19 protein-coding genes are annotated in these 20,118 nt (G+C 42.5%); 10 read left to right on the top strand and 9 right to left on the bottom strand.

Going from position 1 to position 20,118, the window contains the following annotated elements:
- Window positions 1-6: 6 nt before the first annotated feature.
- Window positions 7-1,114, bottom strand: a protein-coding gene (prfB, locus tag APA_RS09840) for a peptide chain release factor 2 (protein WP_201322105.1) whose coding sequence is annotated in 2 segments (ribosomal slippage) — window positions 7-1,041 and window positions 1,043-1,114 — 1,107 coding nt in all. Because the reading frame shifts where the segments join, the coding sequence is not laid out codon by codon here.
- A 257-nt stretch (window positions 1,115-1,371) separates the two neighbouring features.
- Here prfB and APA_RS09845 point away from each other — a divergent pair.
- From APA_RS09845 to APA_RS09875, 7 genes are all read left to right on the top strand, one after another.
- Window positions 1,372-1,797: an FHA domain-containing protein gene (locus APA_RS09845; RefSeq protein ID WP_201322106.1), complete on the top strand. Its 426-nt coding sequence runs from the start codon at window positions 1,372-1,374 to the stop codon at window positions 1,795-1,797.
- Window positions 1,798-2,000: 203 nt separating this feature from the next.
- On the top strand, window positions 2,001-2,348 hold the full coding sequence (locus tag APA_RS09850) for an FHA domain-containing protein (RefSeq protein ID WP_201322107.1): 348 nt from the start codon (window positions 2,001-2,003) through the stop codon (window positions 2,346-2,348).
- A 336-nt stretch (window positions 2,349-2,684) separates the two neighbouring features.
- Window positions 2,685-3,215: a hypothetical protein gene (locus APA_RS09855; RefSeq protein WP_201322108.1), complete on the top strand. Its 531-nt coding sequence runs from the start codon at window positions 2,685-2,687 to the stop codon at window positions 3,213-3,215.
- 120 nt (window positions 3,216-3,335) lie between these two features.
- Complete coding sequence (gene csaB, locus APA_RS09860) at window positions 3,336-4,376, top strand: polysaccharide pyruvyl transferase CsaB (protein WP_201322109.1); 1,041 nt, start codon at window positions 3,336-3,338, stop codon at window positions 4,374-4,376.
- A gap of 168 nt (window positions 4,377-4,544) precedes the next feature.
- Window positions 4,545-5,144, top strand: a complete 600-nt coding sequence (gene tsf, locus APA_RS09865) for a translation elongation factor Ts (RefSeq protein ID WP_201322110.1) — start codon at window positions 4,545-4,547, stop codon at window positions 5,142-5,144.
- A gap of 125 nt (window positions 5,145-5,269) precedes the next feature.
- On the top strand, window positions 5,270-5,869 hold the full coding sequence (locus tag APA_RS09870) for a hypothetical protein (RefSeq protein WP_201322111.1): 600 nt from the start codon (window positions 5,270-5,272) through the stop codon (window positions 5,867-5,869).
- Complete coding sequence (locus APA_RS09875; RefSeq protein ID WP_201322112.1) at window positions 5,869-6,195, top strand: translation initiation factor; 327 nt, start codon at window positions 5,869-5,871, stop codon at window positions 6,193-6,195. Before APA_RS09870 ends, APA_RS09875 begins: the two co-directional genes overlap by 1 nt.
- 30 nt (window positions 6,196-6,225) lie before the next feature.
- Here the strand turns inward: APA_RS09875 and APA_RS09880 are convergent, their stop codons facing one another.
- The 4 genes from APA_RS09880 to APA_RS09895 all read right to left on the bottom strand — a co-directional run bounded on the left by APA_RS09880 (window position 6,226) and on the right by APA_RS09895 (window position 11,241).
- A complete protein-coding gene (locus APA_RS09880; RefSeq protein WP_201322113.1) occupies window positions 6,226-6,765 on the bottom strand; it encodes a Uma2 family endonuclease in 540 nt (179 codons plus the stop codon).
- 83 nt (window positions 6,766-6,848) lie between these two features.
- Window positions 6,849-8,057 (bottom strand): acetate/propionate family kinase, encoded by a 1,209-nt coding sequence (locus APA_RS09885; protein ID WP_201322114.1) that lies wholly within the window; start codon window positions 8,055-8,057, stop codon window positions 6,849-6,851.
- Between the two features lie 10 nt (window positions 8,058-8,067).
- Window positions 8,068-9,918 carry a tetratricopeptide repeat protein gene (locus APA_RS09890; protein WP_201322115.1) on the bottom strand — a complete coding sequence of 617 codons (1,851 nt, stop codon included), beginning with the start codon at window positions 9,916-9,918 and terminating at the stop codon, window positions 8,068-8,070.
- 9 nt (window positions 9,919-9,927) lie between these two features.
- Window positions 9,928-11,241 (bottom strand): ATP-binding protein, encoded by a 1,314-nt coding sequence (locus tag APA_RS09895; RefSeq protein ID WP_201322116.1) that lies wholly within the window; start codon window positions 11,239-11,241, stop codon window positions 9,928-9,930.
- A gap of 97 nt (window positions 11,242-11,338) precedes the next feature.
- Here APA_RS09895 and APA_RS09900 point away from each other — a divergent pair, with 97 nt between their 5' ends.
- A complete protein-coding gene (locus APA_RS09900; RefSeq protein ID WP_201322117.1) occupies window positions 11,339-12,466 on the top strand; it encodes a COP23 domain-containing protein in 1,128 nt (375 codons plus the stop codon).
- Window positions 12,467-12,675: 209 nt separating this feature from the next.
- Here the strand turns inward: APA_RS09900 and APA_RS09905 are convergent, their stop codons facing one another.
- The 3 genes from APA_RS09905 to APA_RS09915 all read right to left on the bottom strand — a co-directional run bounded on the left by APA_RS09905 (window position 12,676) and on the right by APA_RS09915 (window position 16,591).
- The gene (locus APA_RS09905) at window positions 12,676-13,356 is read right to left on the bottom strand and encodes a class I SAM-dependent methyltransferase (RefSeq protein WP_201322118.1); all 681 of its coding nucleotides are present in this window, start codon (window positions 13,354-13,356) and stop codon (window positions 12,676-12,678) included.
- 56 nt (window positions 13,357-13,412) lie between these two features.
- Complete coding sequence (locus APA_RS09910; RefSeq protein ID WP_201322119.1) at window positions 13,413-14,051, bottom strand: histidine phosphatase family protein; 639 nt, start codon at window positions 14,049-14,051, stop codon at window positions 13,413-13,415.
- A gap of 86 nt (window positions 14,052-14,137) precedes the next feature.
- Window positions 14,138-16,591 (bottom strand): phosphoketolase, encoded by a 2,454-nt coding sequence (locus tag APA_RS09915; protein WP_201322120.1) that lies wholly within the window; start codon window positions 16,589-16,591, stop codon window positions 14,138-14,140.
- 312 nt (window positions 16,592-16,903) lie between these two features.
- Here APA_RS09915 and sat point away from each other — a divergent pair, with 312 nt between their 5' ends.
- Together sat and APA_RS09925 are read left to right on the top strand one after the other, a co-directional pair.
- Window positions 16,904-18,106, top strand: a complete 1,203-nt coding sequence (sat, locus tag APA_RS09920; RefSeq protein ID WP_201322121.1) for a sulfate adenylyltransferase — start codon at window positions 16,904-16,906, stop codon at window positions 18,104-18,106.
- A 392-nt stretch (window positions 18,107-18,498) separates the two neighbouring features.
- Window positions 18,499-18,801, top strand: coding sequence for a hypothetical protein (locus APA_RS09925; RefSeq protein WP_201322122.1), 303 nt, complete (start codon window positions 18,499-18,501; stop codon window positions 18,799-18,801).
- A gap of 65 nt (window positions 18,802-18,866) precedes the next feature.
- Here APA_RS09925 and APA_RS09930 read toward each other — a convergent pair whose 3' ends face one another.
- Window positions 18,867-19,967, bottom strand: coding sequence for a glycosyltransferase family 4 protein (locus tag APA_RS09930; protein ID WP_201322123.1), 1,101 nt, complete (start codon window positions 19,965-19,967; stop codon window positions 18,867-18,869).
- Window positions 19,968-20,118: the final 151 nt, after the last annotated feature.

A 20,118-nucleotide genomic window follows, 5' to 3' on the forward strand; every position in this document is an offset into this window, starting at 1 on the left:
ATTGACTCAAACAGGCTGATTTTGTTGCCGCAAATATGACTGAATGAAAGGATCAAGGTCTCCATCCATTACATTTTGAATATTCGTGGTTTCTTCACCTGTGCGTAAATCTTTGACTAATTGGTAAGGATGAAACACATAGTTACGAATTTGGTTACCCCAAGCTGCTTCCACCATATCGCCACGAATATCGGCGATTTTTTGAGCGCGTTGCTCTTGGGCGATAATTAATAACTTTGCTTTCAACAATCGCATAGCATTTTCTTTGTTTTGTAATTGCGATCGCTCTTGCGTACAGCGTACCGAAATCCCTGTGGGTAAATGAGTGATTCGCACAGCCGTTTCTACTTTGTTGACGTTTTGACCGCCCTTACCACCTGCTCTAGTTGTCGTAATTTCTAATTCTTTCGGATCAATTTCGAGATCGACATCCTCTTCGAGTAATGGCATGACTTCTACACCAGCAAAACTGGTTTGACGCTTATCATTGGCATTAAACGGCGAAATTCGCACAAGGCGATGCGTCCCTTTTTCAGGAGCAAGGTAGCCATAGGCATAACGTCCATGGACGAGCAAAGTCACTGATTTGATGCCTGCTTCTTCTCCTTCGGAAATTTCAGAAATCTCCACTTTGTAGCCTTGGGATTCACAAAAGCGGGTATACATCCGTAACAGCATCTCTGTCCAGTCTTGGGAGTCAGTGCCACCTGCGCCAGCATTGATTGTTAAAACTGCATCATATTTGTCATAGGTTCCTGACAGTAGTTGCTCTAAATCCCAACGATCCATCTCTTGCAGCATTTGAGTCAAGCTTTGTTTGGCTTCATTTGCTAGAGCAGGATCGTCTTCAAGGGTAAGTAACTCGGCGATCGCTTCTAGATTTTCGATGCTTTTCTGCCAGCGTTCAAACTTTTCGAGGTAAGATTTCAGCGCATCTAGTTCGCGCATTGTTGTTTGGGCTTGGTCGCTATTCTCCCAAAATTCTGGTTGGGCGGCTGTTTGTTCTAGGTCACTAATTTTTGCTGCGATCGCAGGTGCGTCAAAGATAGTCCTGAGCAATGCTCAGGCGCTGAGATAAAATCTGGGTTTGGCGTGCGATCTCCGTAACGTCCACTAAAGTATTTCTCCGAAATATAGCGAGTTTCAATTGAATAAGTAGATAAGCAAAATTAAATATAAAACCCCAAAATCTGTACCGCCCACTTAGCGGGCGGTACAGATTTTGGCTCTGGTTTTTTAATTATGCTGAGTTGCTTAATTGTATAGCAAGGCAATCAAGGTGAGCATTTTACCCTCATACAAAAGGAGCTTGCTTTCATCGCTAGCTCCAGATATAAGTTAAACGAAGAAAATAAGAGTAATAATAAAAACATGTCAAGCTCAATTCACGAAGATTCCGATCGCGAACAGCCTGATCGCGATCAGGCTGATCACGAAGAGTCTGAAATCAGCATTAATTTTTCCCCTGAACATACTTTAGTAGTAACCGACAACAGTGGGACACGCAAAATGCCGCTAGTTGAAAATCAATATACAATCGGTCGCGAATCCGATAATACCGTTCATCTCAACTCTGATTTTGTTTCGCGATATCACGCGACCCTTCGGAAAGTCCGTTATCGCGATCGCCTTGATACTTATCGGATTATCGATGGTAGCGCATCAGGTAAACCCAGTAAAAATGGGATTGTTTTAAATGCGATCCAAAAAGTTTCTTCTCACGATCTGCAGGATGGTGATATTGTCACATTCGCGCCTGAGGTTCATATTCTGTATCTTGCGCCGAAGTTAATTTAAAAATTAACTTGAAGATTTAAGTTTGAATATGCTCTCTATATGTACAAAGAATAAACAAGCTATAGAGATTCTCTAACTCTTGATAAAAACTCTATAATTCAACCCATTTGTAGAGTAAAGTAGAGCGAGATTAAACTAAATGTCTACCAGTAGCATATACTTTTCGCTGGTAAGCCACATCTACTTCTTTCTTTGGTGAGCTAATGAGCGAAACAAACGTTAGTCACACACTATTAATTACTGATGCGAGAGGTAGTAGAAAACTCGCACTTGATGGCTTAAAGTATACGATTGGGCGGGATGTGAATAATAATATTCAACTTTATTCGCGATTTGTCTCTCGACAACACGCAGTATTGCTGCGTGTGCCTGGGGAGGGTGGGCGTTATTTGTACCGAATTATTGATGGGGATCTGTCTGGTAAGCCAAGCGTCAATGGGGTAATAATTAATCATCATATGAAGATTGCCTCTTCCCACGATCTATGTAACGGTGATGTGATCACGCTTGCCCCAAATGTGGAATTAACATATCTAAGTAGTCAACCCTAACAAAAGGCGTAAAGCGCTCTTTGCTTGAGTTTTAAAGCATCTTGATCTGGAGTAATACTATAAAACCCAAATAAAGAGAGGCGGCGCGAAGCGCCGCCTCTCTTTATTTGGGTTTAAATTTGTCCAATCTATCTCTTGAATTGCTATATAGCCATAGTTTTTATCAGCAAAGCCCAATAAGTGAATAGCGGCGCATCGCGCCGCTATTCACTTATTGGGCTTTGCTTTTCATGTTTTTACTGGCACTTTTGCTGATGATTTCTAGTTCGTGGATTTTTAGATGAGGTGAAACAATATAGTTTAATAAATCCGCAATTTGACTTGATTGCAGCATATATGGCAATTGTCTTATCCCTTCAAGAAAACATAGACTTGCTGCTACTTTTAGTCAAGTTAGCGATCGCTCTAGGTTCAATTGCGATCGCGCTGTCACTAATGTTTTGGTTGCGCCTGAAGAAAATCGAGAACCGCCTTTATCAGAGACGAAGACAGCTAAAGCCGAGATTTAATCAAAATATCACCCAGAAAACCTCACAAAAAATATTTCCAAAACCTCACAAATCCTTTTGCTCGACCAAAGTTATCAATCGTTCAATGGGTAATTTGGCAGCCATCAACAAGCGATCTCCAAAGACTCAGGTTTATATAACAACTTCATCCCCAAAGCTTTTACAAAAATCAAAGAGACGCTCTAGTCGAGTTCGTTTGCACTGGTTATGGGCAATTATGATTGCTAGCATGACAGGCATGGCGATCGCCCTGATGCAGCTCGGTAATAGCTTTATTAGTCCTGAATATATGCCAATTGTTTGGTTGTTAATTGGTGTAACCCTAGTCATGAGCGCCACATTTATCGAAATTGCATAAACCAAAAGCAGAGAGGCGGCACGAAGTGCCGCCTCTCAGTGATAATTGCTGGTGCAAATGCGCGACAATGAAATGCCGTGAGAATTGCGGCATTTCTAAAAAATATTTGGGACAATAAATATGCGACGTGCGGTTTTATGTGGATATTACGGAATGGGGAATGGTGGTGATGAGGCTTTGCTTGCCACGCTGCTGCAAATGCTCCCTAATGATGTCCAACCGCTTGTATTGTCTGCCACACCGAGGGCTACCGAAAATTTACATCAGGTCGAAGCTAGCGATCGCTACTCAGTATTTGCATTGATTAATGAACTAAGGAGATCTGATTTATTTATTTGGGGCGGGGGCAGCTTGATGCAAGATGCCACTAGTGCGAGAAATCCGATTTATTACGGTGGCATCATGGGCTTAGCGCAGGGGATGGGCTTGCAAACGATCGCTTGGGCGCAAGGGGTCGGACCACTCAAGCGCAAGTTGAGTAAATGGATCGCCAGACGCACTTTTCAGCGATGTACATCGGTGTCCGTGCGCGATCGCCAATCGGCACAATTATTAGCAGATTGGCAAATTGAGAGTGTGATTGCCCCTGATCCTGTATGGGCTTTGGATGCAACTCCAATTAACATGTATCGTGATTTATCAAAACCCCGTGTTGCTGTGGTTTTGCGATCGCATCCTGCACTAACGACCTGTCGCCTTGCGACAATTACTGAGGCTTTGCAAAAGTTGCAGAATCAAACTAATGCTGAAATTTTGTTGATCCCATTTCAGCCATCCCAAGATAAGGCGATCGCCCAAGCAATTTGTGATTCGCTTAATGAAAAGCTTCCAAATCGCAGCCAAATCATCATGCAAAAAGATCCCCGCCGACTCAAGGGGATTTTTAGCGGTGTCGATTTGACGATCGCTATGCGTTTGCATGGACTGATTATGGCAGCGGCTGAGGGCTGCCATTGTTCGGCAATTAGCTACGATCCAAAAGTTTCTTATTTAATGCAAGATCTAGGAATCTCTGGTTGGGAATTAGAAGATTTACCAGAAGATTCTCAGTTGATTGCTGATGCTTGGATTCATAATCTCGAAAATCAAGATCCCACCTTAAGCGATCGGGTACAGCAACTCAAACAACAAGCTTTGATTCACCAAAAAATATTCGGTTAGTAGGGTGGGCATTGCCCACCTTACTAATTTCTTGTGTACATCGAATTGTGATAACTTAGAGTACTGTAAACATTTTAGAAATATTTTCGAGAGATATTTTCGGCAACGAGCAAAAACTCCTCGCTCCTCGAAATGTTGCCCTAGAAATCCAAAACAAGCTTACTTAATATGGCAGACATTACAACCCAACAAATTCAAGAGCTACGTGCGAGAACTGGCGCAGGTATCAAAGACTGTAAAGCAGCGCTCGTTGACTCCAGTGGTGATTTTACCAAGGCAACCGAATACCTAAGACAAAAGGGGCTAGCCTCTGCTGTTAAAAAAGCAAGCCGTGAAGCATCTGAAGGAATCGTCCATAGTTATATTCACTTTGGCAGCCGCATTGGTGTGCTAGTCGAAGTTAACTGCGAAACTGATTTTGTGGCGCGTCGTGAAGAACTTAAAGAACTAGCTGATAGCGTAGCCAAGCAAATTGCTGCTTGCCCTAACGTGGAATATGTCAGTGTTGCAGATATTCCTGCTGCTTTTGTGGAAAATGAAAAGCAAATCGAAGCGGGTAAAGATGACTTGGCTAGTAAGCCTGCTGCTATTCGCGAGAAGATTGTACTTGGTCGCATCGAAAAGCGCCTGAAAGAATTGTGCTTACTCGATCAGCCTTTCATCAAAGATCAAAGCATCACCGTTGATGAATTGGTTAAACTAACCGGTACTAAGCTTAACGAAAATGTTAAAATTCGTCGCTTTGTGCGCTTTGTTGTTGGTGAATAATCAAAAAAATTCGTTTTTTGCAGCGCCTACGGCGCTATATGTAAGGATATGCGGCGCGAAGCGCCGCATATCCTTACATATTTAGCAACGCCCAAAAATGAAAAAGAAAAATAGTGTGAACTGCGATGCTGGTGCGTATTGATAAAGATATTCAAAATATCCAACAGGCGATCGCAGATGCGATCAGTCGTATCGATGTTATTCATATTGAGTATTCACAGGCGATCGCTCAGGCTGTCCAGCAACAAATTTTGCTCACAGTTTTTAAGTTTTGCACCCAAAAATGTCCTGATGCATTTCTAGCTCTATCATTGTCAGCGCGGCAAAATTTGCAAGACGCACTGCGGCAGAGGATCAAATTGCTCTGTGAGCAGATGCAAAAAACTCTCGAAGAATGCGATCGCGACAGTCGCACCAATCAAGAAAATCTCGATACCCTGCTTAGTAATCTCCTCAACAAAAGCATGGAGACACTGAACCAGCTTTTGGTCGAGCATAAAGTTTTAAATCCTGAAGACAACAAGACTAAAGATGATAAAAATGCACAGATGAGTATTCGTCTTGCTGAAATTGAGTTTACCGATCGCAAGGTCATGTCGCATCGAGGCGAGTTGCGTGTTTTATCGGCAAGGCTAGCGCATTTGCACAATGAGCTAGAGAAAAAATATCAACAAAAGACGATCGCCGAAGCCGAATTAGCATGGCGATCGGCATGGGTGGAATAATGACAAAAAATCGTGTAGTTTATCGTGAGTTTGGTGCACCTGAGGAAGATGATTCAGAAAATAATGTGGTTGATTTACCGCCGCAGCAACAAAATCCTCGGATTCAAGTAACACGCAGAGGCAAGGGTGGCAAGACCGTAACTGAGGTGACAGAATTTCAGACTACAACTGAGAATTTGGCAAAGCTGACTAAGCAGTTAAAAAATCAATGCGGTACTGGCGGCACATCGAAGGATCAAGCGATCGAGATTCAGGGCGATTGCAGTCAGAAAATTTTGCAGATTTTACTAGGCTTAGGTTACAAAGCCAAAATAAGCGGTAAATAATAAAGATGGCGCTTTGCACACTCTTTTTATTTACCGCTTTAAACAACTGAATATCTCATTTGGAGTTAGTTGCAATGATATCCCATCTAAAAAAATTAGAGGATCGTCACCGCTAACAAGTTGGAGTGGCTGATCTGGGAGAAAAAGCATGATTACTTCTTCTTGGCTGTCAATTAACCAACCGAGTTTTGAACCTTCAGCCAGACAAGCTTGAATTTTTGTGACTAGTTTTGTTGTGCTTTGATCAGTCGAGAGAATCTCAATTAGCCAATCTGGAGCGCCCTGAATTGCAGAATTATCCAAAGGTATGCGGCTCTTGTGAATGATAGTTATGTCTGGAACAACAGAGTTTTTGCTCAAGATACAGCGCAGTTCTGGAAAAGCTTCGTAGGTGCTATTAGTATTGTCGATCGCTCTAACTAAATACTTTTGCAAAAGGCTGTGGTAAAAAGTAGGCATTGGCTTTTGCAATACTTGACCGTTAAGAAATTCCCAAGCTGGAGATTCTTCAATATTGGGAAGTTGAGAAAACTCACCTAAGGTGACTGGATGAAGGGCTGCTAAAACCATAAGCCACTTATCTCAAGACTAACAATCTAAACTTTATCACATCCAAAGTAAAAGCAAAGTAAAGGTGTTGCTTTGCAACACCTTTACTTTAAATTCCAACATTCACGGGCAATTTCCCAATCTTCTTGGGTGTGAATCACTAAAACTCTGACTGCCGAATCAGGTGCAGCAATATCTACATCAAGTAATCTTTGCTTGTTTTTATCTAAATCTAGTTTCAGTCCCAAAAACTCAAATCCTGCACAAGCAGCGGCTCTGACTGCGGGAGCATTTTCACCAACGCCTGCGGTGAATACTAAGGCATCTAATCCGCCGAGACTTGCTAGCATTGAGCCAATATGCGATCGCAGGCTATGCACATATACATCAAAGGCTAATTGCGCTTGTGTGCTACCTTCAGCGATCGCCTTAAGAATTGGACGTAGATCCGCCGAAATCCCTGAAACTCCTAACAAACCTGATTCGCGATTAAGTATGCGATCGAGTTTCTCCACATCCATATCAGGTTGACGCAACAAATGAATGAGAATTCCTGCATCAATGGAACCAGAACGACTTCCCATTACTAAACCTTCGAGGGGAGTAAATCCCATTGTCGTGTCAATACTTTGACCATTACGAATTGCGGCGAGCGAACATCCATTTCCCAAATGACAGGTAATCAGGCGTAAGTCTTCGATATTGCGATTGAGGATTTGGGCGGTGCGATCGCGACAATATTGATGACTAATGCCATGAAATCCATAGCGACGAATCCCTTGTTCTGTATATTTTGTAGGGATCGCATAGGTATAGGCCGCAGGTGATAAATGTGCATGAAAAGCGGTATCGAATACAGCAACTTGTGGAATATTTCCAAATAGTTTTTCGGTAGCATTAATTCCTTCTAAATTGGCAGGATTATGTACGGGTGCAAATAAAGCTAATTTGGCGATCGCATCTTTCACCTCATCATTAATAAGCGTACTTTGGCGATATTCTGCACCACCATGCACGACACGATGACCGATGATATCTACTTCTGATGGGCTTTTGAGAACTGGAGTTTCTCCGCTCCACAAAGTTTCGAGCATATGCGCGATAATCTCAGGGCGAGAAGTGGCGGAGATTTCTTCTTCGAGAACTTCCCCATGTTGTGGTTTAACCTTAATTTCCGCAAATCCTTCATGGTGTGTCCAGTCGATGCTTGCTTCCCAAATTGGTTCAGGCGGCGTGTCAGGCAGCACATCTTCTAAATCATACAGACAACTTTTTTGGCTGCTCGATCCTGCATTCAGAACTAGTATCTTCATTTGTACCTTGTTATGGCGATTTTTTACTTAAACTTAACTGCTCACTTAATTTGTTTATATTCTCTCTAAACTTCTGTGTGATGGGATGATCATCACCTAATGTCGTAATTGCGATCGCAAGTGCATCTTCGTATAAAGGCTCAGCTTCAGCAAAACGTCCTTGGGCTTTGTAAAGTCCCGCTAGATTATTTAAGCTGCCAGCAACATCAGGATGATTATCGCCTAGTAGTTTCTGACGGATTTTCAAAGCGTCTACTAAATATGCTTCTGCTTCGGTTAGGCGATCTTGAGAATAATAGAGTAAGGCTAGGTTGTTTACACTAGTCGCAATATCAGGATTTGTATCGCTCAATAATTTTAATTGAATACCTAGAGCTTGCTGGTAATAAGATTCTGCTTCAATGAATTTGCCTTGTTCAGAATAAAGTAAGCCTAAATTATTTAGGCTTACTGCAACATCAGCATGAGAACCTCCAAATGCCTTAATACGAATTTTTAGAGCTTTTTTATATGTTTGTTCTGCTTCTACATATTTTCCTTGCGCATGATATGTGCCTGCGAGAAAATTCATTGTTGAAGCATAGGTTGTAATATCAGTATCTTTGCCATCTTCATAAATTGCTAAGGATTGATTGTAGAGCTTAACTGCTGCTTCATAATGTCCTTGTGAGTGCTCAATTCCTGCTAGATTGTTTAAACGAATAATCGCATCAGAGTAGTTTCCTTGTGCTTGCAAAATATCTAAAGCTTCAGAGTAAAGCTGCTTGGCTTGTTCAAATTCCCCTTGAGATTCATATAGACTTCCTAGCTTAGCTAGTGAGTTGTCTAGTCCATTTCTTAAATCTAACTCTCTTCTGAGAGTAATCGCGTTCTGAAGATATTGAATCGCTATATCTTGTTCTGTTTTATAAATTTGGGGTTTGCCACTAGCCAGTCTCTTCACGTAAATTTCTGCAAGACCCTCATATAAGCCAACGAGGCGCGAACTTTTATTATCTAATTCTTCATCTATAAGTCCTTTAAATATTTTTATCCTAAAAGCCTCACCTTCATCATCAGGCATTTTGAAAGTACTGATTTGCAAATCTAGGTACTGAGAAATCTCTTTTAATGAAGCCTTTTTAAAAATATTGACAAAAGTATTTATTTCAGACACTTTTGTGGTGTTAGTTTGAATAGAATTGGATGTTGAATGTCTTGCATTATCTATTATGTCATTAGCGAAGTTTGCGATGTTTGCACCTTGCAAGTTGTTCGTAATTTGTATTTCGATTTTATTGCCCATTAACTTGTCGCCCATTATTACGTTATCTCCTGATCCATGTTGATAAAGCTTAGAGAAATTTTTTATGGAGTAATAAAATACACCTTTGCGCCAACTCCAAAAATCAGGTGCTTGTTTAATGAGACTGTTTAGGATTTGATTATTTACCCACAGAACAATTGGATAATGGAATTCGCGTAATGCTTCTCTTGTCCATTGCAAATAGCCGAAGAAAATCTCTTGCTCTGATCGCTCTTCACCTAGTCTTAGGAAATAAAGCTCTTCTGTACCAGTTACAGTGATAATCGCCTTGCTGTTTTTCTGAAGATAATCATCGGATTGGATAAGCTGTGCGATCGCTGCTCTTAAACTCGGTTCTTTTCGATCGAGAGTTACACGATAGGGTCGTGTTTCTGGCTGCAATTCAGTTTCGTAGCGGTCGATAATTTGGTTGCGAAAGTTGACATCATCACATACTGCGATTAGTAAACTGAGCTTGCCAACGCTTGCTTCAATGGAGACTATCAGATCGTCATAGTTATCTTCATTGAGATCGGTCGAATTTTCTGAATTTGGTAAATCTACTAGATCGGTCATGATATTTCCTCATCTCTCTTTGAGAAGATCGGCAACAATCGGATGGACATCGTACCAAAGTTTGCCGTTGAGATATTCTAGAATGTATAAGCCATGCAACAAATCGCGGAACCTCTGATCGCCAGGATCGTTAGGCTTAAACTCAATGTAGGTGTTTTCCAAGATCTCATAATCAGCATTGCCAATCCTCGTATCGAAATCAATCCGAAACTTGTTTAAGGCTTCCGCTAAAACCTTATTATTAATTTTAATATTGGTGTCTTCAGAATTGCGGCGGACTAAGCGTAGGCAAATACGACAACATTCATTGGCGATCCGAATCACTTCCCGCAAGACTCCGCCACTGTAAATAATAATTCTTTCAGCAGTCTCAGGTTCCACAAGTTCAGAATTAATCCGTTTGGCTAAGACTTCCTGAAGTGTTGCAAGTGGTCTAGGCTGAGGTTTTGCCCCCGTTTCTCGGCGTTCGCCTTTCTTAAATAGCTTAGAAACTGACATCTGCACGATTTGGTTATTTGTCTCCGTTTGGATAGTAGCGGCTAGTCCCACTTCACGCAATGCAGAAATTGGCACAGTGAGGATAATCCGAAAATTGGGCTGAAAGAGAGCTTTAATATGGCTTTGGTAGATTTCTTTGGCAACTGCGAGATCGAGCTTATCTAAGTCGTCAATGATGACAAGGACTTGACGTTTTTCAGTTGAGGCTTCAATAACGGCGGCAATTTCATTAATGGTTGCCACTAAATCGGAAACATTGCGAATGAACTCTTGCTTAATTTCATCACGGATTTTCGCTTCAGTTCTCAATTTCCCAGTAATGATTTTAAATAGATCGAAGCCCGCCGATACTTCTGCTCCAAACTCTTCAGTTTCAGTGCGTGTTCGTTTGGCAAACCATTTATAGAAAGAATCCTTTAGTGACGATTTAATTTTAACTTGCTGGTTTTCTGCTTCTTCCATCAGTTTGACAGCGATCGCAAACAAAATATTAATATGATTAACATCTGACATTTCGATCATATCGGAGATGGAGAAAAATACCACAAAGTAGCGATCGCGCATCTGGCGACTAAACTCAGCTAGTAAGGTGGACTTACCACAACCCCGATGTCCCGTAAATACGATCTTGCCATCACCGCTAGGGCTATCTTCGACGAGTTGTTCTAGCTCTTCAAGTGCTTCGCCGCCATAGTCCACCAGAAAGTTATCTAGCTCTTCCTGCTCTAGCAATGGCAATATTTCTAGATTGTTATAGGCTTCACGAAATGACGCGAGGAGATCTTTGCTTGCTGGTTGGTTAGAGGCTGGGTTGGGGCTAGACATTTGGTTGTGTTTTTGTGCAAAAACTTGGTTACTATTATGACATCTCTATAGCAGTCGGTGCGTGGTGTCAAGGATGCATAAAAATAATTCGTCAGTGATGAAGCGTTGGATTGCTGGGTTTTCTGCTACTTTTATGATGGCATTGAGTGGTTTAATGCCTGAACACGGCTATTCACAGGCAGACGCTGCTAAGCGAATTTATTGTGGAAGAGATGGAGATACCCCAACTACAATCATAGATAATGGTTCTAGAATCGTAGGTTTAGTTCGTTGGACTCGTGATTTCTCTCCCGCATCCGAGTGGACCCCTCAGAGACGATGTGAACAAGTATCCAAGAAGTTTGCAGAAAACCAAGAATCGGGCAAGTTAGTTGAGATTGTTCCTGCTATAGCAAATGGTCTTCCAGTACTATGTGCATTTCCAGGTAGAGTTGATAGTGCTAACTATATATGTCCCGATGCACAAATTCTTATAGTATTGAGATCTGAAGATGACGCTAGTAATTTTATTGATAGATTATGGGAACGCAACACTGAAAAATCAAGCCATTCGATTCAACATTCATCTGGTTTGAGCCGTGTTAATGGCACAAGTAATCTTAATTTTAGGCTCTTAATTAGATATGCAATATCTATTTCGCGATCTTCTTCAGGTATGGGTTGGTCAGATCTTCCAAGTATTCAGAAGACTCCTTCTAATTGGGGAACCAATACGAAACCGCCTGCTAGAAGTACGTCTAGCGAAGAAAAAGTTCGATTGACTGAACAAGACAAACAAGTAACTTTTGCTTGTGTTGCAACAGATAAAACAATAACAACTGTTGTGCGAACTTCAAATCGAGATATTCCCATCATTACTTGGACATCTAAAATTTTTAGCTCCGATTGGACACCTGAAAAACGTTGTCAACAAGTTACAAGGAAATTTGAAAATTTAAGACAAAAAAATGCTTTAAAGTACATTACCACTAGCGTTGTTAATGGATCTCCCGTAATATGTGCAGTTAAGACTGTGAATGAATCCTGCACTGATGAAGAAATACTTATTACTTTGAAAGACCGTTCTGAGGCTCAAAAGGTATTAGACCAAATGTTTCTTTCTAATTCAGATATCCCAGTAGACGATAACGGAGTTGGTAAGCGCGATGGTCGAGATTCGGTCTGTATGTCTAGAAGTGCTAGCGGTAACTGTTCTGGGTTACTAATTTCTGCCATTGAACTATAACCAGCGATTATCTATCCTCCACAAGTTCGAGATAAAGCGCGATTCAGCGATCCACCCTTTGAACATTTTCTACAGTCAATTTTAATCCAAAACCATCCAACCACGCCGCCAACTCATACACCGCTTGACTTTTATCACTAGCACCAAAATCTTTCACCCAAGGCGCGATCGCCCTCACCACCCAATGCGATCGCCTATCCCTCAAACTCCTACGATAACTTTATCGCGATCGCACGTAGATCGGCGAGATCTTCTGCATCCTTCGGAGGCACAATCTCCACATCTATCACTCTGAAACCCACTTGCATTATTTCTTGCAAAATATCATTCGAGTCTCCAATATAACGAGTCGCGATCCCATCATGAATGATTTGTCGCGATCGCGGATCGAAATTGTCAAGCCAATATGTACTTTTGGGAACTTCATTACACATTGTATTAATTGCCAAAATCCCATTAGGTTTGAGAATTCGCGCAATATTCTCCAAAAAACGGCGGCGATCGCTACCAATAATGCAATGAAAACAACGACCATCTAGCGCGATATCAAAAGATGAATCGGCAATCTCAGCCAAATCCAGTACATCCGCTTCTAGAAATGTAGCCTTAACTTCTGCCTTCGCTGCATTTTCGATTGCCCAAGCGATCGCATTTGGCGCAATATCCACACCTACCACTTCATAGCCCGCTTGCACAAAGCGAATACTGAGATTGCCAGCACCACAACCTAGTTCCAAAAGCTTACCCTGCTTGGGAAAAGCTGTTGTTTGGATCATCGGTTGCCAACTGCGAAGCCAATCTTCAGCATATCCACTACTCCAACCCTCATAATTGGGGTCGTTACGTCTTTTCTGATAAGCGCGATCGTGACCGATATAGTCGGTTTGCATTAAAATCTCCGCCTGATTAACGTATGTTTTTAAGATTGGGAACACTCACCAAATTTTTAAGTACCTGATAGCGATCGCAGTTCGGCATCCATAAAACTGCGATCTCCTAAAACTGTCAGCTTAGGCCCAAGCGAACCAAACTGCACAATACTCAACGAGGCAGCAGGAACATCAATGCGATCGCGATATCTGCCCATATCGATTCCCAATAGACTACAGAGAATTACTCGAATTGTAGCCTTATGTGAAACTACTAACACATTGCCCGATGTATATTTTTCTTGAATTTCGGCTACCACTAATGAAGCTCGACTAGCAAGCTGTACGGCTGTCTCCCCTCCTGTAGGTGGATTCCATGCTGGTTCCGTTAGCCAACGCAGATAGTCTTCGCTGTAGTTCTCTCTGACAAACTCATTGGTTTGTCCTTCCCATTTGCCATATCGCAATTCTTTGATTCCATCGTGCAATTGCATTTTTATGCCCACAGCTTCACATAGAGGTGTAGCTGTGGCGATCGTCCGTTTCATTGGACTGACAATGATCGCATCCCATGCGATCGCTTTATGAGCATCGGCAAAAGCTGCTGCCATTTTTTCGCCATTCTCAGTTAATTCAGGATCAAGCTCACCACAATAGCCGCCAGTGCGACTATAGACGGTTTCTCCATGGCGGAGCAGATACAGTTTTAAACTCATGATTTACTTTAAATATAACGTTTTACAATCCAACTCAACCCACATAATTTAAAAAAGCCGTGCGAAGCACGGCTTTTTTAAATTATTTAGTGGGGATAACGCCAGTTCACGATTTCAGGTTTATCGATGCCATGCGCGTAGGCATATTGACGACATTCGATTTGCTGATTGAGCAGATCTTCCTTCGCATGAGCGCCAATATTTTTAAGCTTCGGCACACGGTCGATTACATCGATCGCAAGACTAAAGCGATCGACTTGGTTATTAATCGCAAGTTCCAAGGGTGTATTGATATTGCCCTTCTCCTTGTAACCGCGCACATGCAGGTTTTTGTGATTGGTGCGGCGATAGGCAAGGCGATGAATCAACCAAGGATAGCCGTGGAAGTTGAAAATGATCGGCTTATCAGTGGTGAAGAGCGAATCAAAATCGCGATCGCTTAAACCGTGAGGATGTTCGGTATCAGGCTGTAGCTTAAAGAGATCCACAACATTGATAAAGCGAATCTTCAACTCTGGGAAATGATCCCAAAGTAAGATAGTAGAGGCTAAAGCCTCTTGAGTGAGAATATCACCACAGCCTACCATCACCACATCTGGTTCCACACCTTGATCGTTACTTGCCCAATCCCAAATGCCTACCCCTTTGGTGCAATGTTTAACCGCCTCTTCCATGCTCAAGTATTGCAAATGCGATTGCTTGTCACAGACGATCACATTCACATAGTCAGTACTACGCAAACAGTGATCGGACACCGATAGCAGCGTATTCACATCGGGTGGTAAATAGATACGTGTCACCGCAGCACTTTTGTTTACCACTACATCCAAGAACCCTGGATCTTGATGGGTAAAGCCGTTGTGGTCTTGTCTCCATACAGTTGAAGTGATCAACAAATTAAGGGAAGCAATTGGCGATCGCCATGCGATATCTTTACTGATTTCCAGCCATTTACAATGTTGGTTGATCATCGAGTCGATCACATGTACAAAGGACTCATAGGTGGAAAAGAATCCATGCCTTCCTGTCAGCAAATAGCCCTCTAGCCAACCTTCTAAGGTATGTTCGCTGAGGATTTCCATCACTCGACCATCTACAGCTAGTTCTCCGCCATCAGCATCTTCAGGCAGATATTCGGCAATCCAGAACTTCTTACTGACTTCGTAAATCGCTTGCAGTTTATTAGATGTATTTTCATCAGGTCCAAATACACGGAAGTTATCCATGTTTTGGCGCATCACATCACGCAAGAACACACCTAGCGGCTTAGTGTTTTCCGCCTCACTCTCACCTGCTTTATTGATTTTCACCCCATAGTCGCGAAAATCGGGCATTCTCAAAGCGCGACGCAATAAGCCACCATTTGCAACTGGATTAGCGCTCATACGGCGCTCACCTTTTGGTGCAAGATCTTTCAATTCAGGGATCAGCTTGCCAGATGCATCAAACAATTCATCAGGTTTATAGCTCTGCATCCAATCCACTAGCATTTGCAAATGTTCAGGATTATTCTGCATTCCCGATAGTGGCACTTGGTGAGCTCGCCAAAAACCTTCCACCTTATGTCCATCTACTTCCTTGGGACCAGTCCAGCCCTTAGGAGTCCGCAACACAATCATTGGGAACTTCGCCCTTGTGGGAATGCCTGTACTGCGAGATTCCTGTTGGATCGATTTAATCTCATTAATGCAATGCTCAAGTGTAGCTGCGATCGCTTGATGCATTGACTCAGGATCGGAACCTTCAACAAAGTAGGGTTGGTAACCATAGCCAATAAATAGACTTTCTAGCTCTTCGTGGCTAATCCGTGATAGTACCGTAGGATTATTAATCTTGTAGCCATTCAGATGCAGAATCGGTAATACTGCACCATCACGGATGGGATTGATAAACTTGTTGGAATGCCAAGCAGTTGCGAGGGGCCCAGTTTCTGATTCACCATCACCGACCATCACTACAGAGATTAAATCGGGATTGTCAAATACAGTGCCATAGGCATGGGAAACGCTGTAGCCGAGTTCACCGCCCTCATGGATCGATCCTGGAGTTTCGGGAGTACAGTGACTACCAATCCCACCAGGAAAAGAAAACTGTTTAAAGAAGAGTTTCATTCCTTCTTCATTTTCACTGATATCATGATAAACCTCAGAATAGGTTCCTTCAAGATATACAGGGCCTAAAATTCCTGGTGCGCCATGTCCAGGGCCAGCCAAAAAGATGGCGTTCAGGTCATATTTCTTAATTAAGCGATTCAAATGCGTATAGACAAAACTCATACCAGGACTCGATCCCCAATGTCCGAGCAATCGGTTTTTGATATGTTCTGGCTTTAGAGGTTTGCGCAAAAGTGGATTTTCGCGTAGATAGATCATTCCGATCGCAAGATAATTACAAGCCCGCCAGTAGGCATCGGTTTTCCGCAATTCTTCGGTGCTGAGAGGGCTTCCTGCAACTGTGGAGCGTGCAATGCCATAGCAACTAATTGCTGTGGCTGTGTTAGAGGAGTCCGTGTCAGCCATTTTAAGAGGAGTTGATACCATAAAATTACGATTAATTCCTGTCGCTAATATGTTTTTCGACTTCTGACTTCACAACTCTACAAGAGATTACAAAACTTCTTGGTGTTATGCACATCTCTTTTAAGATTCTCTCTACGGGGATCGCTTATACTTCACTACAAGGTTCATCGGATGGAAGACAGCGCAAAGCTTTGTCTTCTATTTTGATATTTTAGAAATCTGAACTGCATATGGGATAAGCAATTCTTTATCGCCTAAATTAATACTTAAGTTTAGATTTTGCAGACAAAAAAAGTTAACATTAATTTAACAATTTCATAGTATTTCTAACTCATGGCTCGACAACTTAAAAATATCGCACCGCATGGTGGTCAACTGATCAACCGCATGGCAACAGAAGCGCAAAAAGAAGTGTTTTATAGCAAAGCTGACCACTTGCCAATCGTGAAACTGACGGAGCGATCGCTGTCGGATCTAGAGCTAATTGCGATCGGTGGATTTAGCCCATTGACTGGCTTTTTGGGTAAAGCTGACTATGAGTCTGTAGTTTTGAATATGCGTCTCGCCAATGGCTTGCCTTGGTCGATTCCGATTACTTTGCCCGTCACTGCTGAAGTTGCAGATACTCTGAGCGTTGGCAGCCTTGTGCGTCTAAATGATCCTGACGGTATATTTATTGGTGTATTAGAATTAAGCGAAAAATATAAATACGACAAACTCAAGGAAGCGATCCACGTCTATCGCACCAACGAAGATCGTCATCCTGGGGTCAAGGTAGTCTATGCCCAAGGTGAAGTTTACCTCGCTGGTGATGTGTGGTTATTAGAGCGTCGCCCTCACCCGCTTTTCCCTACTTACCAGATCGATCCTGTTGATTCTCGCGAACTATTCATCGAAAAAGGTTGGCGCACAATTGTCGGTTTCCAAACCCGTAACCCGATCCACCGCGCCCATGAATATATTCAGAAATGTGCGCTGGAAATCGTCGATGGTTTATTCCTGCATCCTCTAGTCGGCGCAACTAAGAGCGACGACGTGCCCGCCGATGTACGGATGCGTTGCTATGAAATCATGCTGGAGCATTATTTCCCCTTAGATCGGGTGACCTTGGCTATTAATCCTGCGGCGATGCGCTACGCTGGCCCCCGTGAAGCGATTTTCCATGCTTTGATTCGTAAAAATTATGGTTGTACTCACTTCATCGTCGGACGCGATCACGCAGGTGTCGGTGACTATTACGGAACCTATGATGCACAACATATTTTCTATGAATTTGAAGATGGCGAACTAGGCATTATTCCTTTGATGTTTGAACATGCTTTCTATTGCAAACGGGTTCAGGGCATGGCAACCACTAAGACCAGCGCCAGTCTTCCCGAAGAGCGAGTACATCTCTCTGGTACAAAAGTCCGCGAAATGCTCCGTCGTGGCGAATGTCCTCCTCCTGAATTCTCCCGTCCTGAAGTAGCTGCCGAGCTAGCAAAAGTGATGCATAAAATGGCGATCGAAGAAGCCGCAACAGGCTTTGAAATCTAAAAAAAGAGGCGCTTTGCGCCTCTTTTTTTAGATTTCAAGCATAATCTGACTTAATGGAGATATTAGGAGAAAATGGACGATTTCATAAAGAGATTGGAGAAAGTATCGAACTATATGAACTATATTGAAGCTAATGAGGATAATGTAGATGCATTGGTAGAAGAAATCACCGAACATAAGTCTCAGCTTAGGGCATTGAGCGGTGATGATAGGCTAGAGAGATAGAGCCATTTAGCTTTTGCTGAGAATGAGCTGACACGATTGAGACAACATCTTGAAGATGTAAAAAAGCTAGTTCGTAAAGAAATGGAATTACATTTAGGTAAATAATAGATTAATTCAATTTTTTTCTTTGCATTTAGACTTTTATTCTGCTCATCTAAATCTTAGTTATGGAATTTCAATCATTGCGTTATTTATTACTGGCAATATTTACAATTTTGCCAGGTGTATTGGGAGTCTTGATCTTTGGATATCATGCTTTAGCAGATTGGCATGACTTACAACAAGCTTATATCCCCTTTGCAAATGCAGTTCAGAGTAAATCCAGTCTAGAAACTTTATTTGCCACCGAAGCAATGCAAAACATCCAGCGAATCAATCTTTTTGCAGATGGAGTTTGGACACTTCTGAGCCTGATAATTGTCTCAATAGGGATTCACGGTATTTGTTTAGTTCCTCGCATCAGAAAATAAACGAAAAAGCTAAAACAGGCTGTTAAAACAAAAAAAGGAGGTGCTTTGCACCTCCTTTTTTTGTTTTATCGATCGCTTATTGACTGTTCTTTTTGCGATCGCAGTTCTTGTGCCCTAATCCTTTGCCAGACTTTAAAGCAAGCATAAGCCATCAATAAAGTACTAATCGCCGCATAGGTTCCGCCCGCAGGCATCCCTGAAACCGCCATCGCGATACTACCAACCCAGAGGGTGAGGGCATAGATAAATAAAACCGTGAGCCTTTTTGATACACCAGCTTGAACTAAGCGATGGTGCAAATGCTGCTTGCCCGCAGACATTGGTGACTCACCTCGCCTAATTCGCTGCAAAATTACCGCAGTCGCATCCACAATTGGCACAGCAAGAATCATGTAGGGCATAATAAGCGCCACCGTCGCCACTGCCTTGACCAGTCCAATGACGCTAACACCTGCAAGGGTAAACCCCAAGAAATAAGCACCACCATCGCCCATAAAGATTTCCGCAGAGCCTTTAGGCTTGAAGTTGTAGCGCAAGAAGCCGAGACATCCGCCAGCTAGTGCAGCAGCAATAAGAGCCGCCGCAGGTTGCTTCATAAATAAACTAGTAATTAAAATTACGGCTGCGGCGATCGTGGTTACTCCTGCGGCGAGTCCATCAAGTCCGTCCAACCAATTGATCGCATTTGCCATGCCCGACAGCCAAACCATCGTAATTGGCAAGCTGAACCAACCAAATTTGATGATGCCAATAAATGGCACTGAGATAAAATCTATTCTCACGCCCACGCGCCATGCGGCGGCGGATACTGCTAGCTGAGCAAGTAAGCGGGGTAATGGCGGTAAGTTAAACAGGTCATCAGCAAATCCAATCAGGAAAAAGGCTGCGCCACCGATGGTTACGCCCCAAACTTCGTATTCTCTAGTTTGCGGTAATATCCCAAAGTATCCTCCTACCCAAACTAGCAATAAAGCGCTAACACTACCCAAAAAAATGGCAACCCCGCCAACACGCACAACTGGCGTTGTATGCATTTTACGGTGGTTAGGTTTGTCTACTAATCCTGCTTTAAGACCAAAATGTCGAATAATCGGCGTACTCAGCCACACCACGATCGCAGATACTGCAAAGGCGACCAAGTAAGGAATGGCAGTTGGATGCAGCATTACAAGAATAAAATTAATTATTGGAATTGAGCAAATTTATGCTTGCAAGCATAGCACTGGATTGGCTAAACGCGACCATGTGGAGACAATTTAAAACGAGCGCTTAGCGCTCGTTTTAAATTGTCTTTAAAATCTGGTCAATAATCATGTT

Source organism: Pseudanabaena sp. lw0831, from assembly GCF_016584665.1.
Classification (GTDB): Bacteria; Cyanobacteriota; Cyanobacteriia; order Pseudanabaenales; family Pseudanabaenaceae; genus Pseudanabaena.